This window comes from Sphingobium sp. WTD-1 (genome assembly GCF_030128825.1).
Lineage (GTDB): Bacteria > Pseudomonadota > Alphaproteobacteria > Sphingomonadales > Sphingomonadaceae > Sphingobium.
Genome location: NZ_CP119127.1, coordinates 3,527,021 through 3,545,468 on the forward strand (window position 1 = coordinate 3,527,021; position 18,448 = coordinate 3,545,468).

General features: G+C 63.1%; 15 protein-coding genes and 1 tRNA gene. 8 read left to right on the plus strand and 8 right to left on the minus strand.

The annotated features are described in order from the left end of the window. Positions 1-55: 55 nt before the first annotated feature. Entirely contained in the window at positions 56-1,465 is a 1,410-nt protein-coding gene (locus N6H05_RS17425; RefSeq protein WP_004212139.1) for a circularly permuted type 2 ATP-grasp protein, read from the minus strand. Positions 1,466-1,761: 296 nt separating this feature from the next. On the opposite strand from N6H05_RS17425, the gene N6H05_RS17430 reads away from it, so the two are divergent. From N6H05_RS17430 to N6H05_RS17450, 5 genes are all read left to right on the plus strand, one after another. Next, positions 1,762-1,838 (plus strand) — tRNA-Met (locus N6H05_RS17430). Positions 1,839-2,890: 1,052 nt separating this feature from the next. After that, the gene (locus tag N6H05_RS17435; RefSeq protein WP_284110847.1) at positions 2,891-4,573 is read left to right on the plus strand and encodes an ATP-binding cassette domain-containing protein; all 1,683 of its coding nucleotides are present in this window, start codon (positions 2,891-2,893) and stop codon (positions 4,571-4,573) included. Then, positions 4,570-5,640, plus strand: coding sequence for an efflux RND transporter periplasmic adaptor subunit (locus tag N6H05_RS17440; protein WP_284110848.1), 1,071 nt, complete (start codon positions 4,570-4,572; stop codon positions 5,638-5,640). The genes N6H05_RS17435 and N6H05_RS17440 overlap by 4 nt, the downstream gene beginning before the upstream one ends. A 2-nt stretch (positions 5,641-5,642) precedes the next feature. Continuing rightward, a complete protein-coding gene (locus tag N6H05_RS17445) occupies positions 5,643-7,106 on the plus strand; it encodes a TolC family protein (protein WP_349666228.1) in 1,464 nt (487 codons plus the stop codon). A 122-nt stretch (positions 7,107-7,228) separates the two neighbouring features. Then, on the plus strand, positions 7,229-8,134 hold the full coding sequence (locus N6H05_RS17450; protein WP_284110851.1) for a LysR family transcriptional regulator: 906 nt from the start codon (positions 7,229-7,231) through the stop codon (positions 8,132-8,134). Positions 8,135-8,172: 38 nt separating this feature from the next. Here N6H05_RS17450 and N6H05_RS17455 read toward each other — a convergent pair whose 3' ends face one another. The 3 genes from N6H05_RS17455 to N6H05_RS17465 form a co-directional block, all read right to left on the minus strand. Then, complete coding sequence (locus N6H05_RS17455) at positions 8,173-8,604, minus strand: putative quinol monooxygenase (protein ID WP_284110853.1); 432 nt, start codon at positions 8,602-8,604, stop codon at positions 8,173-8,175. 62 nt (positions 8,605-8,666) lie between these two features. Continuing rightward, positions 8,667-9,518: a VOC family protein gene (locus N6H05_RS17460; protein WP_284110854.1), complete on the minus strand. Its 852-nt coding sequence runs from the start codon at positions 9,516-9,518 to the stop codon at positions 8,667-8,669. A 101-nt stretch (positions 9,519-9,619) separates the two neighbouring features. Beyond that, on the minus strand, positions 9,620-10,633 hold the full coding sequence (locus tag N6H05_RS17465; protein WP_284110855.1) for an aldo/keto reductase: 1,014 nt from the start codon (positions 10,631-10,633) through the stop codon (positions 9,620-9,622). Positions 10,634-11,081: 448 nt separating this feature from the next. Here N6H05_RS17465 and N6H05_RS17470 point away from each other — a divergent pair, with 448 nt between their 5' ends. Both N6H05_RS17470 and N6H05_RS17475 read left to right on the plus strand, forming a co-directional pair. After that, the gene (locus tag N6H05_RS17470) at positions 11,082-11,909 is read left to right on the plus strand and encodes a TonB-dependent receptor plug domain-containing protein (RefSeq protein ID WP_284110856.1); all 828 of its coding nucleotides are present in this window, start codon (positions 11,082-11,084) and stop codon (positions 11,907-11,909) included. Beyond that, the gene (locus tag N6H05_RS17475) at positions 11,906-12,574 is read left to right on the plus strand and encodes a TetR/AcrR family transcriptional regulator (protein WP_169860763.1); all 669 of its coding nucleotides are present in this window, start codon (positions 11,906-11,908) and stop codon (positions 12,572-12,574) included. The genes N6H05_RS17470 and N6H05_RS17475 overlap by 4 nt, the downstream gene beginning before the upstream one ends. Before the next feature lie 20 nt (positions 12,575-12,594). Here the strand turns inward: N6H05_RS17475 and lptB are convergent, their stop codons facing one another. From lptB to N6H05_RS17495, 4 genes are all read right to left on the minus strand, one after another. Further along, a complete protein-coding gene (lptB, locus tag N6H05_RS17480; RefSeq protein WP_443019673.1) occupies positions 12,595-13,377 on the minus strand; it encodes an LPS export ABC transporter ATP-binding protein in 783 nt (260 codons plus the stop codon). 20 nt (positions 13,378-13,397) lie between these two features. Then, the gene (locus N6H05_RS17485; protein ID WP_010338720.1) at positions 13,398-14,582 is read right to left on the minus strand and encodes an acetyl-CoA C-acetyltransferase; all 1,185 of its coding nucleotides are present in this window, start codon (positions 14,580-14,582) and stop codon (positions 13,398-13,400) included. A 27-nt stretch (positions 14,583-14,609) separates the two neighbouring features. Next, positions 14,610-15,332 (minus strand): acetoacetyl-CoA reductase, encoded by a 723-nt coding sequence (gene phbB / locus N6H05_RS17490; protein ID WP_010338719.1) that lies wholly within the window; start codon positions 15,330-15,332, stop codon positions 14,610-14,612. A gap of 91 nt (positions 15,333-15,423) precedes the next feature. Next, positions 15,424-16,164: an SDR family NAD(P)-dependent oxidoreductase gene (locus tag N6H05_RS17495; RefSeq protein ID WP_029547887.1), complete on the minus strand. Its 741-nt coding sequence runs from the start codon at positions 16,162-16,164 to the stop codon at positions 15,424-15,426. 525 nt (positions 16,165-16,689) lie between these two features. Between N6H05_RS17495 and N6H05_RS17500 the strand changes: the two genes are divergently transcribed. Next, on the plus strand, positions 16,690-18,447 hold the full coding sequence (locus N6H05_RS17500) for a PHA/PHB synthase family protein (RefSeq protein ID WP_284110861.1): 1,758 nt from the start codon (positions 16,690-16,692) through the stop codon (positions 18,445-18,447). Position 18,448 lies beyond the last annotated feature (1 nt).

Here is an 18,448-nt window from a genome sequence, read left to right on the forward strand (position 1 = left end):
GCGCCCGGCCCGGCATCATCAAGGGCAGTCGGAAGGAAGGAGGCGGTCGCGCCCATCAGTCCTGCAACACCCAGGTATCCTTGACCCCGCCGCCCTGGCTGGAATTGACCACCAGCGACCCTTCGGTCAGCGCCACGCGGGTGAGGCCTCCGGGGACCAGCCGCAATTGCTTGCCGACCAGGCAATAGGGGCGGAAATCGGCATGGCGACCGACCACGCTGGCCGGGCCGAGCGTCGGCACGGTCGACAGGTCGAGCGTCGGCTGGGCGATGAATTCGCCGGGATTGGCCTTGATCCGCTCGGCATAGGCCTCGACCTCCGCCTTGCTCGCCTTGGGGCCGATCAGCATGCCATAGCCGCCCGAACCATGGACTTCCTTGGCCACCAGTTCGTGCAGATGCTCCAGCACATAGGCCATTTCGTCGGGCTTGGAGCATTGCCAGGTCTGGATATTGTCGAGGATCGGCTCCTCACCCAGATAGAAGCGGATCATTTCCGGCACATAGATGTAGACCGCCTTGTCGTCGGCGATGCCCGATCCGGGCGCCGACGCCAGCGTCACCCCGCCATTGCGATAGACGCTGAAGATGCCGGGGACACCGAGCAGGCTGTCGGGCCGGAAGACCAGCGGGTCGATATATTCGTCGTCGATGCGGCGATAGATGACATCGACAGCCTTGGGGCCGAGCGTCGTCTTCATCCAGACCCGGTCATTGTCGACGAACAGATCGGCCGGCTCGACCAGTTCCACGCCCATTAGATCTGCGAGGAAGCTATGCTCATAATAAGCGCTGTTGAGCGAGCCGGGCGTCAGCACCACCACCACGGGATCGCCCTTGCATGCCGGGGGCGCGACTTCCTTCAGGCTCTTGAGCAGTTCGGCGGGATAATCGTCGACCGGCGCGACCATGCCCTGCGCGAACAGTTCGGGGAACATGCGCGTCATGATCTCGCGATTTTCGAGCATGTAGGACACGCCCGAGGGGGTGCGGCAATTATCCTCCAGCACCTCGAAACTGCCCGGCCCGGTGCGCACGATATCGATGCCGACGATATGGCTGTAGACTTTCCCCGGCGGGGTGAAGTCGGCCATTTCGGCGAGATAGGCGCTGTTGCGATAGATGATGTCGGCCGGCATGATGCCCGCCTTCACGATCTCGCCGCGATGATAGACATCGTGCAGGAAGGCGTTGAGGGCGCGGGCGCGCTGGCGAATGCCCTTGTCGAGGATGCGCCATTCATTCGCGGTGAAGATGCGGGGCAGCAGGTCGAAGGGGATCAGTCGTTCCGGGTCGCCGCCCTCGCCATAGACGGCGAAGGTGATGCCGATGCGCCGGAAGATCGCTTCCGCCTCATCCATGCGACGATTGAGCCCGGCTATGCCTGTCCGCTCCACCCATTTCTGCACTTCGTCGTAACAGGGGCGCAGCGAACCATCAGGCTCAAACATTTCATGGAAGGGCAAGTTGTCGTTCCTCCCTCGGCCCTCGGCCGGTTGTGCATTGCAACAATAGTGCGCCGCATCGTTGCGATTGCAAGACAAAAATGGCGGAGCGGAAAAAGCGCTCCGTCGGCGATGTCTGGATTGCGGAAATAGGCCGTGCCGATCGTTTCTACGCGCGCAAACGAGCGCGCGACGGGGTGGCTGGCGAGGTGTTCAAAAAAGAATGCAGATTTTTGCAATCGCCCCGTTGACCACTGTCCATCCCCTGCGTATAGCGCCGCCTCACCGCAGGGAAACACCCCCTGCGAGGCCCATGGGGCGGAGTAGCTCAGCTGGTTAGAGCAGCGGAATCATAATCCGCGTGTCGGGGGTTCAAGTCCCTCCTCCGCTACCATTTCCAAGACATAGAAATGATCGCAAAACTGACTATTTACAGTGCCTTACAGGCAGCTGCGAGCATACTGTCGCATTTCCCCGCACATACCCCGGATGGACTGGATTGACCTGATTTGGCCCCGGTTTGACAGGAATTGTGCGCAAATTTGTGCCATGCTTTCCTTCGCCTCGAGACGGTCGAGGTCATTATGCCCTCCCCAAAAAAACTCGATGGCTGGTTCACGGTCCGTGACCGCATCCATGCCAGGATGGAAAAGCTCACGGGTCGCCCGATCCCGTCCCAGCATTTCCACGAGCTGCACCAGACTTTCCGATCCAATGTGCAGCAGCTGGGGTCGACCACAACATTGCTGCGTTGACGCTCAACCACAAGCGCAAGGGAATCGCAGGCGTATAAGACAAGAATTTGCAGCTGAACTTGCGCGCGGCCGGCCTTGTAGCCTGGGAGACCTATCTTGTTGCCCTTGCCGGGACGGTCGGGGTGGCAGATGTGTTCGACTGCCCGCCCGTGGAAGCAGTCGGCGATTAGCCCGCCAATATGTGGCGACGAAGCGAACCTTCCTATCGGCTCCGTCCTCCCTGGCTCGCACCGCAGAACTGATCGCCCGTACATCACGGCGGCTAGCAGGGTCGGCGCTCTTTGACATGTCCTTTGGCTCCATGGGATCAGGGGCTGAGACTCGCGCACCATCATCCTCCGCCATCGTGGCAAATATGTCATGACCACTGTCGGCGCGACGCACATAAGGCGCAAGTCCGCACCATGACCAGCTTGCTGCGCGTGTAGGATGCTGCCCGCGAAATGGCTGTCTCCATGAACGCACGCCTCGGACCCGACCTCGCTTCGCCAAATGGAAGGGAGATGAACCGGAATCTGCCTATCCTGCAACGCCCTTGACTTACACGTTATGCGAAAGGTTCCTCCTTAGGTTCGCACCATTCTGCAAACGCTTCATAAGTTTATGTTGCTGTGCAGCATAAGCCATTGTGGGCCGTAATCGCCGCGGTTAGGGGCGCTTTCGATGAGGCTGGCAGGGAACAGGTGTCGAGTTGGCGAGTGAGCGTTTCGGCTTGCGGCAGGCGGCCGCGTGGCTGTCGGAGGTCGTGGGACCTGATCGCAGCTATGTGAATGTCGGAATCGTCTATACGATAGCGATCAGCCTGTTGTCGCTGGCGACCCCCATCTCCGTGCAACTGCTGATCAACTCGGTGGCGCGCACCGCGCTGGTCGCGCCCTTGTGGATCCTGTCCGGCGTGCTGCTGGCGCTGCTGCTGGTCGTGGCAGGGCTGAGCGCGCTGCGCGTCTATCTGCTGGCGATCTTCGAACGCCGCATCTTTGCGCGGGTGGTTGCGGAAATCACCGTGCGCGCGGTCCATGCGCAAAACCCCTTCTTCGTGGATGAAAGCCGGGGCAGCCTGTTCAACCGCTATTTCGACATGGTGATCGTCCAGAAATCGGTGCCCAGCCTGGTGATCGGCGCCTTCACCATCGTGCTGCAGGGGGCGGTGGGACTGGTCGTGACCAGCTTCTACCATCCCTTCTTCCTGGCGTTCAACCTAGTGCTGGTGACGGTGTGCCTGATGATCTGGCTGGCCTGGCGGCATGGCGCGATCACCGGCGCGGTGGGTGTCAGCCATGCCAAGCATAATGCCGCGCACTGGCTGGAAAGCGTCGGCGGTTCCAACGGCTTCTACAAATCGGCCCGGCACCTGAATTTCGCGATGGACCGCTCCGAAACAGTCATTGCCGACTATATCGCCGCGCATCGCCGCTATTTCCGCTACAGTTTCGCGCAGACGCTGGGCTATTTCCTGGTCTATGCCTTCGCGGCCGCTGCCTTGCTCGCGCTCGGCGGCAATCTGATCCTGGCCGGCCAGCTTTCGATCGGGCAGCTGGTTGCGGCGGAACTGATCCTGTCCGGCGTCTTCTACGGCATCTACCAGCTCGGTTCCTATCTCGACACCTTCTATGATCTGGTCGCGAGCAGCGAGGAATTGTCGCAAATCCTGGCCATACCGCAGGAGCGGCTTGGCCAGCGCGGGGAAGCGCCACGCGACGGATCGGTGCGCTTCCGCGATGTCGAGATCGACAAGGCCCAGATCAATTTCGAGATTGCGAGCGGCGAACAGGCGGTGATCCTGGCCGAACCGGGCATGGAGAGCGCCCTGGCGCTGCTGCTCAAGCGCCACGCCGCGCCCGACAACGGCATCGTCCTGATCGGCGGCAGCGAATTGGGCAGTTTCGACATGTATCTGCTGCGCTCAGCAGTGATGGTGCTCAATCGCCCGACCATCATCGATGTTACCCTGCGCGAATATCTCTCGTTCGCCGAAGGCCGCGACATGGATGGGGCGCGGATCATGAATGCGCTGGAACGGGTTGGCCTGGGCGCGCGGCTCGCCAGGTTGCCGCACGGGCTGGACACCCAGCTCGCCAGTTCCGGCTCGCCGCTGTCGATCGTCGAAGTGATGCAGCTCAAGCTTGCCAATGCCCTGCTCAGCCGTCCGCGCGTGCTGCTGTTGTCGCAACTTTACGACATGATGCCGATTGCCAGCCTCAAGGCGACATTGGCCGAGTTGCGGGCAGCGGGCACGACCGTGCTGCTGAGCAGCGGGCGCCCCGAAGCGCTCGACCTCGACGCCTGGTATTGGGTCGGCGCGCGCGCGCAGCAACGGTTCACCGACAAGGATGAATTTGCCCGCTTCGTCGCGGCGCGGGAGGCGCAGCCATGACGCTCGATCGCGCCCAGGCCGAACATTTCCCATCGCTCGCCCAGTTGCACCCACCCCGACTGGTGACGACCGTCGCCTGGCTCATCCTGCTGGGCGTCCTGCTCGTGCTGGCGATCCTGTTCGTGCCCTGGCAGCAGACGGCGCAGGGCGGTGGTCAGGTCACGACGCTGAGCGCGCAGGACCGCGCCCGCGACGTATCCTCGCTGGTGAGCGGCCGCGTCGCCGAATTCTACGTCAGGGACGGCGATCATGTCCGCGCCGGTGATCCGATCGTCCGGGTGGTCGATGTCGATCCCGATTTCCTCGCCCGGCTGGCGGGCGAAAAGGCGCAGGTCGAAGCACAGATCGCGGCGGTCCAGCAGGCGCGGGCCACCGCGATGATCGACGTCAATCGCACCAGCCAGCTTTATGCCGAAGGGCTGGCCGCCCGGCGCGACTATGAGCAGACCCAGATCAAGGTCGCCGATGTCGATGCGAAGCTCGCCGAAGCGCGGGCAAAGCTCAAGCAGATCGAGATCAAGCTCGCGCAAAGTTCGGCGCAAATCGTCTCGGCGCCGCGCGAAGGTCGGGTGCAGGATCTGAATGCCGCAGCGGGCGGCGCGCTGATCTCGTCCGGCACGGTGCTGGCGACGATCGCGCCCGAGAATATCACCCGCGCGGTCGAGTTGTATGTCGACGGCCGCGATGTGCCGCTGGTCGAGCCGGGTCGCCACGTGCGGCTGGAATTTGAGGGCTTCCCCGCCTTCCAGTTCAGCGGCTGGCCGGCTTTTGCCGTTGGTATCTATGACGGTCAGGTGCGGTCGGTCGACCCCACGCCGCGCACTGACGGGTTGTTCCGGATCTTGGTTGAACAGGCGCCGGGCAAGACCGCCTGGCCGGAGCGACGCTTCGTCCGTCAGGGCAGCAAGGTGCTGGGCTGGGTGCAGGGCGACACGGTGTCGGTCTGGTACGAATTGTGGCGCCAGCTCAACGATTTCCCGCTCAACTTCGGCCAGGATCAGGTGGCCGGCAAGGGCGAGGCGAAAGCGCCCAAGGACGACAAGAGTTCGATCGAGAAGAAGAAGTGACGATGTGGCGCGCCATGGCGCTTCCCATGCTGGTCGCGGCCATGGGCGCGGGCACCCTCCCGTGCGCGGCTGGTGAAGCCTTGTCGGTCGGCGCGACGCCCGCGCCGACCGCAGGGCAGCCCTCGACGCCGCTGACGCTGGACGAGGTGCTGCAATCCTCGGCCCGCTCGGCGCCCGACATCATTGCCGCCCTGGCGCGCGCACGTCAGGCCGAAGGGCGCGCGATCATCGCACAGGGCGCCTTCGACACGGTGTTTTCCGTGGATGCCCGCAGCCGGGTCGAGGGCTATTATGACGGCACGCTGATCGACAGCAAGGTCGAACGCCCGCTGACCGGCAACGGCGGCTATGTCTATGGCCAGTATCGCAATTCGCGCGGGGATTTCCCGGTCTATGAGGACAAGGCCTATACCAATCGCGCGGGCGAGTTGAAGATCGGGGCGCTCTATGCGCTGATGCGCGATCGCCTGATCGACGCGCGGCGGTCCGCGTCGCAAATCGCCGGCAACGACATCGACATTGCGCGCTTTGAAACGCGGGCGACCGCCATCGGCGTGCAGGCGCGCGCCATTGCCGCCTATCAGAAATGGGTGGCGAGCGGCCTCAAGCTCAAGGCCTATGAAGCGCTCTACGATCTGGCCGAAAGTCGCAGCGATGGCATTGCGCGCCAGGTCCAACTGGGCGCCAAATCCGCGATATTGCTGACCGAAAACGAAGCCAACATGGTCAAGCGCGAGGCGCTGGTGGTGCAGGCTCGGCAGGAATTCATGGCGGCGGCCAACAGCTTCTCGCTTTATTATCGCGATGCGGACGGATTGCCGATCCTCGTCGATGCCGCGCGCCTGCCCGCGTCCGCCGCCGCGTTCGACGGCCTGCGGATCAACCCGCTGTTCGCGATCGAGGATCGCCCCGACTTCGGCATCCTGCTGGAGGAAATCGACAATGCGTCGGTCAAGCTGGCGCTGGCCGAGAACGATACCCGCCCCAAGCTGGATTTCGAGGGGCAGGTTGCCAAGGATGTCGGCGCCCAGGGGCTGGGAGGCTATAGCCGCACTCCGCTGGAGGTGATCGTCGGCGTCACCTTCAAGGTGCCGCTGCAGAACCGCAAGGCGAAGGGCAAGGTCGCCGAGAGCCAGGCGAAGATCGACGAACTCACCGTCAAGCAGCGCTATCTGGCGGAAAAGATCCGCACCGAAGTGGCCGGCATCGGCATCGAGGTCGATGCCGCGCGCGTGCTGGTGGATACGACCCGGCGGCAGCGCGACCTGGCCGAACGACTGGCCCAGGCCGAGCGGCGCCGCTTCGATCTGGGAACGAGCGATTTCTTCCTGGTCAATAGTCGCGAGGAAGCGGCCACCGATGCCGCGGTCAAGCTGATCGAGGCACAGGCGCGTATCGCCGCGGCCCAGGCCGAAATGGCCGCGGCAACGGCCGATGACCGGGCGCTCGGGCTGGATCGCAGCTAGAGAGCGTCGGCCCTCGCCGCTAATTGCTTGCATTTGATAGATCGCTTCACAGATGGCGCGACGTCACTGGCGAAACAGGCTATGTTTCACGCGCTTTCCGGTCGCTCGATCACAGGTGAGGCATGGACAATCGCGCAGGCGAGATGATGGTGTTCGTTCGGGTCGTCGAAGCGGGCAGCTTTTCCGAAGCGGCGCGGCTGATGCTGATGACGCCCTCGACCGTGTCCAAGCTGATCGCCCGGCTGGAAGCGCGGCTGGGCGTACGCCTGATCGAACGATCAACCCGGCGACTGGCGCTGACCGGCGAAGGCCAGTTTTATTATGAACGCAGCCAGGCGATGCTCGCCCAGATCGACGAGACCGAACAGCAGATCGCACAGGGCGGCGCGGAAGCCGAAGGCCTGGTCCGTGTCACCTCGTCCGTGACCTTCGGCACCACCGCGCTCGAACCGATCCTGCCGGCCTTTTTCGAGGCCTATCCTCGGATCATCGTGGATCTGTCGCTGTCGGACGAGGTGGTCGATCTGTATCTCGACCGCACGGACGTCGCGATCCGCGTCGGCAAGTTGCAGGATTCCATCCTGATGGCGCGCCGGATTGGCGAGACGCGCCGCCGGATCGTCGCTTCGCCCGCCTATCTCGCTCGGTACGGCACGCCGCGTACGCCGGAGGAACTGGTCGGCCATAACTGCCTTGGCTTCAATTTTCGACGCGCCATGCCGGTCTGGCCGATGCGCGAGGGCGGCCGGATCGTGGAGCGGATGCTGAGCGGGTCGCTGCTGGCCAATAATGGCGAGACACTGCGACGGATGGCGCTTGCGGGCGTCGGCATCGTGCGGACGGCCGACTATCATCTGCGCGGGGCGATCGCGCGCGGCGAACTGGTGGAACTGCTGATCGACAGCGAGATTGGCGAGGTGGACGATATCCATGCCCTGTTTCGCGGGGCGCAATTCCTGCCCGCGCGGGTCCGGGCCTTTCTCGATTTTACCGTGCCACGGATGCAGGCCTTTCTGACCGAGGGATGAGGTGGCCGGGCGATTGACCGCCCGACCGCGCCGATCGTTCAGTGGGCACCGTGCCCCAATATCGCCATGCGCATCACCTCGACCCCGCCCTCTGCCAGTTCGGGCAGCCTGTCGAACCAGGCCTGGACATAGGGCATGGCGTTATGCGCCTCGAAATCGGCCTGGGTCTCGAACACTTCATAGAAGATGAAATGGCCCGGTTTGGCGCGATCCTCCTGCAGGAAATAGACGAAATTCTTGGGATCGCTGCGGACCAGTTCCACCAGCGGCAGCGTTGCCGCGCGCAATGCGTCTTCCTTGCCGGGTTTCGCCCGCACCTGGGCCACGATCGACCAGGCGCCATCTGGAATGCGGTTATAGCGGACCGTGTCGGCGACAGGCGCTGGCGTTGGTGCCTGGGCAAGTGCCGGACCCGTCGCGGCCAGCGACAGCAACATGGGCGACAGTCCGATGAGAATGTTGCGCATCATGCGTTCCTTTGCTTGGCATGTGGGAAAGGTAACCGGGGCGGGCAACGCCGCCCCGCTTGGGTTCAAAGCCCGGCACGGGCCTTCTGGCGGCTGGCCAGCGTGTTGGCGAAGCGCTGTTTCACCGGCCCCAGCGCCTTCACGAATTCGAGCTGCTCGCCCTCCGGCCCCTTGCAATAGATCAGCTCCCATCCGTCCGACGGGGCGACCGTCACCTTGTTGGTGTTGCTGCTCTGGGGCGCGGCCTTACGCTCGGCCTCGCTGCGCACGCGGATAATGCGATTTGCGCGGACCTGCGTCATGCCGCGCCGGGCGGACTCCGCTTCTAGGTCGGTGATGAACTGGTTGAAGTCGACATCATCGCGCACATAGAAACAGATGTGCATCATCCGGGGGAAGGCCGGGCTCATATGCTGCACCGGTTCGGCAAAGGCCTTCGGTCCGCCCATTGGCTGGTCGGCATCGCGATATTGCAGCAACTCGATCACGACATTGTCGAACTGGATGAAGCGGACATCGAGCCGCTGCGCCCCGCCGCGCAGGTCCGGCACGCCAATGGTGCGCGGATTGACGCCCTGTTCATTGGCGGCGATTTCCTGATCGGCCAGCAAGGTATTCTGGACCGCATCACCCGAAAAATCGCCATGGCGGAATACCTCGGTACCGCCCAGCACCTGGGTATAGAATTCATACGCCCGCTCCATATTCTGGACCGTTAGCCCGAAATGCTGCACGCCCTGAAGACGGGCGCCCAACGATGCCCGGCTGGACGTCGCGGGCGATGATGCGCCGCTGCTCTGGGCCTGGGCCGGTGGAGCAAAAGGGGCACCGGCGGCGCCGGCGAGGATCGCGGCGCCGGCCGCGTGCAGGATGTCGCGACGCCCAAGGGCCGTCGCATCCTTGTTCACTTCGATCATGGTCAATTCCCTCCTGTTCATAGGCGCCGGACAATGGCGCGGGGTGCGCCCCGACCCGCACGCAGCCTGGTCGGGGACGCGTATCAGGCCGACCGTGCAGGTCAGTCCGTGATGGGCAGCGCAGCGGCCGGATTGACGAGGCCGGCAGTTCGCAGCGCGCGCCAGAATCCGGCGGGCACGACTTCATTGAGCGCGGCACGATCCTCGGCGATCCGCTTGGGCTGGCTGGCGCCGGGGATCACGGCGGCGACCGCCGGATTGGCAAGGGCAAATTGCAGGCCCGCCGCCTTCATGCTGATGCCGTGCTGGTCGGCCAGCGTCTCGATGCGGGCGACCTTGTCCAGGATCGCCGGGGTCGCGGGGGCATATTCGAAATTGGGACCGCCCACCAACGCGCCTGAACTATAGGGGCCGCCGACCACGATACCCAGGCCCTTCTCGGCAACCATCGGCATCACGCGCTGGAGCGCGCGATCATGGTCGAGCAGCGTATAGCGCCCCGCCAGCAGGAAACCGTCCGGCCGGGGTTCGTCCAGCGCCAGCAGCAGTTCGATCGGCTCGACCCGGTTCACGCCCAGGCCCCAGGCCTTGATCACCCCTTCGTCCCGCATCCGGTCGAGCGCGCGGAAGGCACCGCGCCGGGCGGTCTCGAACATGGCCAGCCATTCGTCGCCATAGAAATCCTGCGCGATGTCATGCACCCAGGCGATGTCGATATGGTCGGTCTTCAGCCGCTTCAGACTGTCCTCGATCGAGCGATAGGTCGCGTCCTCGGAATAATCGTTCACGATCCTGTTGGGGCGGCCATATTTGAAGACCTCGCCCTTTTCGCCCAGGTCGCGGGCGCTCACATCCTCGACCTCGTCCAGGATCAGTCGGCCGACCTTGGTGCTGATGACATAATCGGCGCGCGGCTTGTCCTTCAGCGCCTCGCCCATGCGGATCTCGGCCAGGCCCGCGCCATAGAAGGGCGCATTGTCGAAATAGCGGACGCCATCGTCCCATGCCGCCTCGACCGTCGCGCGCGCTTCCGCTTCGGGAATGTCGCGGAACATGTTACCAAGCGGTGCTGCGCCAAAGCCGAATTTCCCCGGCAGAATATCCTTGAGGGCCATGGTCTCAACCTTTCAATTCCGTCCCGGACCCAATGTCCGGCGTCGGACTTGGAATAAGCGCAGACGGCACACGGCAGTAGCCAGGCGGCGATCCCAGAACTTTGGAAACGGGTTCACAAACCGACCCGGCATCGGCCGCATCTGCGAGAAATTGTCGAAAAAGATCAGACCCACGCCCTGTACCAGAGTTTATGCCGAACGACTATGCGGGCGATGCATAAGGTCTGTTCCCCAGGACATTTCGAGGTCGGCAGTCGGACATGGCAACCATGTCAGCGCTCGCTTCTCAGGAGCCGCTCATTCGAGCAAATTCTGCTTCCCATGTCCGGACGCCACGACGCGCACCTTGATCCGCACGCTTTCCTTGCACCGTCCCAGAACCGCAACTGGACTGTCATGCGTGCTTCATACTCCTCTCCTACCCGAGCGCCGAAAGGGGAGAAATATCATGCACTTCCGTTCTCTTGCTCTGGCCGCAATCAGCCTGCCCGTTTTCGCTACGGCAACCGCCCATGCCGAAACGCCCGATGCCGCCCCGGCCGATTCGATCATCGTCACCGCGCAGTTGCGTGAACAGGATCCGATCGACGTGCCGATGGCGCTGAGCGTCGTCGGCAATGAACAGATGGACCGTATGGGCCTTTATGAGTTCGACGCGCTGTCGCGCTTCGTGCCGGGTTTCGAAGTCCAGAACCAGTCGCCCAACAATCCCGGCTTCGTGATGCGCGGCATCACGTCGGACAGCGGCACCGCCAGCAACGAGCCGCGCGTGTCTGTCTATCAGGACGGCGTCTCCATCTCCAAGTCGCGCGGCTCCTATGTCGAGCTGTTCGATATCGAGCGGGTCGAGATCGCCAAGGGGCCGCAATCGACCCTCTATGGTCGCGGCGCGCTGATCGGCGCGGTCAACATCATCCAGAACAAGGCGCAGCTCGACAATGTCGAAGCAGCGGGCCGGGTCTCCTATGGCAATTATAATAGCTGGCTGACCGAGGGCATGGTCAATGCGCCGATCGGCGAAGGCATGGCGATCCGCCTGGCCGGCCGCATCCGCAAGCGCGACGGCTATACCGAAAACCTGCTGGGCGGCGCCGACTTCAACTCGGCCGACACCAAGGCGGTGCGCGGCAGCTTCCATGGCGAGAAGGGCGATTTGAGCTTCGACCTGATCGGCAATTATCAGAAGGACACGCCAAGCGGCACCGGCTTCAAGTCGATCGCCTATAATCCGATATCATGGAATTTGACGCAGACGTCGCTAGGGTTGGCATCATGAAGCAACAAACGCCGAAGGGTCGCGATATTCCGCTTCCACCGCGCAACCCAAAAGGCGGCCGGCCGACGCAGGAGGTCGCTGCGCAACTTGGCGCCCATATTCTTGATGTGGCGCTCGAGGAGTTCATCAACCGTGGCGCTGACGGCGCGAGCATGGAATCCATCGCCGCCAGCGCCAACGTCTCCAAGCGCACTCTCTATTCGCGCTTTGGCTCCAAGACAGAACTTTTGCGCGCGGCTGTAGAGCACGGCTTGTGCCGCCATCTCCGACCGATCGCCTCCACGATCCCGAAGGGGCTACTTCGCGACCGGCTGTTGTTTGTCGGCAGGAAGATGCTTGATTTGTCGCTGAAGCGGGAGGTGATCGGCCTGGAAGCACTGATCCTCTGGCTGTTGGACCATGAATCTTCTCCAACGGCTGCACCAACGCTTGGTGCGTCCGAAGGCATCAGAATTGTTCGATCGATCCTGGAAAGCTCTGAGTGGAACCACAGCATGGACGAGGACGCGCTGCAGTTCTTTGCGCGCCATATATTCGACACACTCGTTATGGTACCCCGCCACCTTATCCTCGTCCGGCGCGAGTTTCCAAATACACCCACTGCCAAGCGCGCATACCTTACTCAGGCGCTCGACATCCTGCTCTGGAAACGAGACACCACCTGATCGGACTGGCAAGCGGGACGTCACGGGAGGAAGTTCTCGCCTAAATATAGGCGCCTGACTTCAGGATCACGCAGCACGGCCTGCGGAACACCCTCGAAGAGAACCTTGCCCTCATGGATGACATAAGCACGGTCGATCAGTTCGAGCATTTCATGGACGTTGTGGTCGGTGATCAGGACCCCGACATCGCGATGCTTGAGGTCGCGCACCATGAGTTTGATATCGACGATCGACAGCGGGTCGATGCCGGCGAACGGTTCATCAAGCGACATGATCGCGGGTCCGGCCGCCATCGCCGGGGCGATCTCGCAGCGCCGACGCTCGCCGCCCGACAGCGCCATGGCAGGGGTGTCGCGAACATGGACAATGTTGAACTCGGCCAGAAGCTGTTCGAGATTCTCGTGGGCAGAGGCGCCATCTTCGGTAGTCGCCTCCAGCACCGCCATGATGTTCTGCGCCACGGTCATGCCCCGGAAGATCGATGCTTCCTGAGGAAGATATCCAAGCCCCCGCCGCGCACGGCGATCCATCGTCATGGCGGTTATATCTTCCCCGTTCAGCAGCACGCTGCCCGCGTCGATCGGCGTCAGACCGACAATGGCGTAGAAGCACACGGTCTTGCCAGCGCCATTGGGGCCCAGGAGGCCGACGATCTCGCCAGCACCCACCGTCAGCGAAATGCCCTGGATGACCTTGCGTTTGCCATAGGACTTCTCGATGCCAACGATGGCCAGGCGTTGATGCGCGGAGGGACCGGCGCCTGGATTATCCATCGCGCCGGACACCTGCGCCGACATTGTCATCGCATGCGAATCGGCGTAGTTCAGGACACGCTCTCGAGGAGAAGCGCAACCCCCTGCCCGCCGCCGATGCAGAGCGTCACCAGGCCACGCTTCAGTCCGTCGCGACGCATCGACTGCAGCAGGCGCGTCGTCAGCACCGTGCCCGTCGCGCCGATCGGATGGCCATGGGCGATGGCGCCGCCTTCGACATTGACGATGTCCTCGGGGAGGCCAAGTTCCCGGGTGACGGCGATCGCAATGGCCGCAAACGCCTCATTGATCTCGACCCGCTCGAGATCGGCCACCGCCCAACCCGCACGATCGAGCGCCTGACGGACAGCCGGCACCGGGCCAAGGCCGAACATCCCAGGTTCGACAGCGCCGACACCAAAGGCGACCAGACGCCCGAGCGGCGTGACCCCATGCTGCTGCGCCCATTGCTCGCTGGCGACGACCATCGCCGCCGCGCCGCTGTTGAGACCGGGCGCATTACCCGCGGTAATGCTGCCTTCAGGGCGGAAGGCCGGTTTCAGCCGTGCGAGGCTCTCCAACGTCGTGTCCGCGCGGTTCTGCTCGTCGCGCGCGAAGATCGTCGGTCCTTTGCGACCAGCTATCTCCACCGCCACAATCTCGGCGTCGAATTTACCTTCGGCCTGGGCAACGCTAAAGCGCTGCTGGGACCGCATCGCCCAGGCATCCTGCGCCTCGCGCGTGATCTGGAACCTGTCGACAAGATCTTCGGTGACCCAGCCGGAATGCTGGTTGCAGAAGGCGTCGTTGAGACCGTCGTGTAGCATCGCGTCATGGAGCTTGCCATCGCCCATGCGGTAGCCCCAGCGGCCCTTCTCGATCAGGTAGGGCGCCTGGTCCATATTCTCCATCCCGCCGGCAATCGCAGCACTGGACAGCCCGAGCATGATTTCCTGCGCGGCAGTCGCGATGGCCTGGGCGCCCGAGCCGCAGACCCGGTTGACGGTCATCGCCGGCACATTGTCCGGAATGCCGGCACCGATGGCCGCCTGCCTAGCCGGGTTCATCTTTGCGCCAGCTTGCACGACCTGTCCCAGAACGACAGTATCGATGGTGTCACCGCCCACGCCCGCGCGTGCCAGTGTCTCGCGAACGGCTATGCTCCCAAGGGCAGGCGCAGCCATATCCTTAAGGGTGCCACCATAGGCGCCGATCGCGGTACGGACCGGCGCACAAAGAACGATATTGGATGCCATGATTAGTGTCCTTCCAGTGCAGGCCGTTCAGGCCATATATTTGCCGCCATTGATCGAAAGGGTGGCGCCGGTGATGAACCCCGCCTCGTCCGCCACCAGGTAGAGAACCCCGCGCGCGATCTCCTCGGGATGGCCGAGCCGACCGATCGGCACGCCCGAGAGAATGCCCTGCATTGCCTGCTCGGGCACTGCGGCGACCATTTCGGTATCGGTATAGCCTGGCGCGATCGCGTTGACCGTGATGTTTCGCGCGGCGCCCTCAAGCGCCAGCGCCTTGGAGAAGCCGATAACGCCGGCCTTGGCTGCGGCATAGTTGGTCTGTCCAAACTGTCCGGAGAGACCGTTGACCGAGCTGATGTTGACGATACGGCCAAAGCGGCGCTCGCGCATCCCCTCGATAACTGCCCGGCACATGTTGAAACAGCCACTCAGGTCGACATCGATGACGCTGCGCCATTGTTCCTCGGTCATCTTGTGCAGCGTGCCGTCGCGGGTGATACCGGCATTGTTGATGAGCACATCGACCGGACCGAAATCGGCGACGACCTGCGCGACACCGGCCTGGCTGGCGGCGAAGTCGGCAACGTTCCAGCTGTAGACAGGGATACCGGTTTCTTTTGAAAAGGCTTTCGCCTCTTCGTCATTGCCGAAATAATTGGCGGCGACGGTAAAACCCGACTTTTGAAGCAGCGTCGATGTAGCGGCGCCGATGCCGCTGACGCCACCGGTGACAAGAGCGATGCGAGACATGAGTATTCCTTTCTGACATCAGAATTCGTTCTGAGCGAAAACGCGCGCGGGCGCGGTCTTGGGCGCGCCGCCACCCGATCAGGCGAAGACCCTATTGGGCCAGATAGCCTCCATCGACGGGGTAGTAGCCACCAGTCATGAACGACGCCCGGCCGGACAGCAGAAAAGCGACGAGAGCTGCCACTTCCTCGGGCTGCCCGAGCCGTCCGAGCGGATGCCGCTCGACGAGTTCGGCCGCGGGTTCGCCCTGCGCGCGGATCAGGGGGGTATCGATCACGGCAGGGCCGACAGCGTTGATCCGGATGCCCTGCCGCGCATAGTCCATCGCGGCGGTCCGGGTCATGCCGACCACTGCGTGCTTGGCCGCGGTATAGGCGATCGTGCCCGGCAGGCCGATCATCCCGCAGATCGAACTCATGTTGACAATGGCGCCGCCGCCCGAGCGCAGCATCGCAGGGATCTGGTAGCGCATGCCGAAAAAGACACTGTCGAGATCCACGCTCATCACGCGCCGCCACTCGTCGAGAGCATATTCCCCGGCAGGCGCAGAGGCGCCGCCCACGCCGGCATTGTTTACGGCGAAGTCCAGCTTGCCGAAGTTTTCCAGAGCGAAGGCAACCATGGCTTCGACCGCCGCCGCGTCCGAGACATCGACCCTGATGGCGATTGCCTGTTCGCGACCGATTTCCGCCGCGAGAGCATCTGCACGGTCCATGTCGAGATCACCCAGCACCAGCCTAACGCCGGATACGGCAAGCTCGCGAGCAATTGCCGCGCCCAAACCCATCGCGGCCCCGGTTACGATTGCCACCCCTCCTTCGAAGTCTGTCATGCGTCCTCCTTGTCCGATCAAGAATGCTGAACGTGCCAACGTCCGCCAGAACGATGCTGCCGACGATCGGCCGGAAGCTGTAGACGGGCCTGCTCCCCGAGGGCCAACGCCGCCATTGGTAACTATACCTATGCGTTTCGTATTGGCGCAGGGTTCGGAGCTGTGCTTCTGAGCGAAACTTGGACCAAAGCGGCCATACCGCACCGGCTCGTCCAACGAGTCGGCCCTTATGCCGCGCCAATGTTTACGCCATCGGAATCCGCCTGCGGCGGTTCAGCTGCATTGCTAAAACCGGTTCTTGCCTATATGGCACTTGCCAATATCTATCCTACACAGTACCGTTATCCAGCCGGGCGGGAGACTGGGTTTGGGGTGGGCGCGAGCTTTCGCTCTCGAACCAGTTGATGGCGGCCAGGCGAAGCAACGCAGTTTGGCAAAAAGGTAAACCGGAGGGGATAATTACGTAATGCGAGCTTTCGTGTGACGCCTCACAGGGGAGATCATCCCCAACTGGAGTACAAGTTCATGGTCGCTGCGGATGCTCACCCATCGCCAGATCCCCTTGATGGCATCGCCGAAACCCTGGATCGCGCGGCTGTCGCCGCGATCGCGCAAGCCACCTTCGGCCTTTCACCGGCCACGCTCATCCAGGCTTTCTCAGAATGGGCGCTCCATCTCTCCATCTCTCCCGGCAAGCAGCTGCAACTGGGCGCCAAGGTGGCGCGCAAATATGCCCGGCTGTTCGACTATGCCTTGCGCAGCGCCAGCGATGCCGATGCCGCGCCCGCCATCGAACCGCTGCCGCAGGACCGGCGCTTCCGGGACCCGGCATGGAAGCAGCCGCCGTTCAACATCCTCTCGCAGGCTTTCCTGCTGAACCAGCAATGGTGGTACGCGGCGACGACCGGGATCGGCGGCGTCTCGAAGCATCATCAGGAGATGGTGGAATTCGGCGCACGACAGATGCTCGACATGCTGGCGCCGACCAACTTCCTGGCGACCAACCCGGTCCTGCAGCGCAAGATCGTCGAGACCGGCGGGAAATGCCTCGTCGAGGGTTTCCAGCATCTGCTGGAGGACATGCAGCATAGCGTACGCGGCCTGCCGCCGGTCGGGACCGAGGATTTCAAGGTGGGCGAAAATGTCGCCACCGCGAAGGGCAAAATCGTCTTCCGCAACCGGCTGATGGAGCTGATCCAGTATGACCCGACGACCGAGACGGTGCGTCCCGAGCCGATCCTGATCGTGCCGGCCTGGATCATGAAATATTACATCCTCGACCTGTCGCCTGAGAACTCGCTGGTCAAATGGCTGACCGGCCAGGGCTATACCGTGTTCATGGTATCCTGGCACAATCCGGGCAGCGAAGATCGCGATCTCGACATGGAGGCCTATCGCCGGTCGGGGCCAATGGCGGCGCTCGACGCGGTGAGCGCCATCACCGGCGCGCCCTCCGTTCACGCGGTTGGCTATTGCCTGGGCGGCACATTGCTCTCGATCGCGGCGGCTGCAATGGCGCGCGACGGCGACGATCGGCTGGCCAGTATCACGCAGTTCGCGGCCCAGACCGAGTTCAGCGAACCCGGCGAGCTCGGCCTGTTCATCGACGAGGCGCAATTGAACGTGCTCGAAAACATGATGTGGAGCCGCGGCTATCTCGACGGCACCCAGATGGGCGGCGCCTTCCAGATCCTCAAGTCCAACGATCTCGTATGGTCGCGTATCCTGGGCGAATATCTGATGGGTGAGCGTCCGCCGATGAACGACCTGATGGCATGGAATGCCGACGCCACCCGCATGCCTTATGCGATGCACAGCCAGTATCTGCGCCGCCTGTTTCTCGAGGACGATCTCGCTGAGGGCAAATACAAGGTGGATGGCAAGACCATCAGCCTGTCAGCTATTCGCAAGCCGCTGTTCGTTGTCGGCACCGAGCGCGATCATGTGGCGCCCTGGCATTCGGTCCACAAGATCCATTTGCTGAGCGGCGCGGAAATCACCTTCGTCCTGACCAGCGGCGGGCATAATGCCGGGATCGTCTCGGAACCGGGCCATCGCGGCCGTCGCTACCATGTGATGACCCGCGAACTCGACGGTCCTTCCTGTGATCCCGAGGACTGGCTGACGCGCGCAACGCCGAAGGACGGCTCCTGGTGGCTCGAATGGGGCGCCTGGCTGGATGCGCGCTCGGGCGAACCTGTCGCCCCGCCGCCGATGGGCAATGCCGACAAAGGCTATGCGCCGATCGGCGATGCTCCCGGCCATTATGTGCTGGAGCATTGAG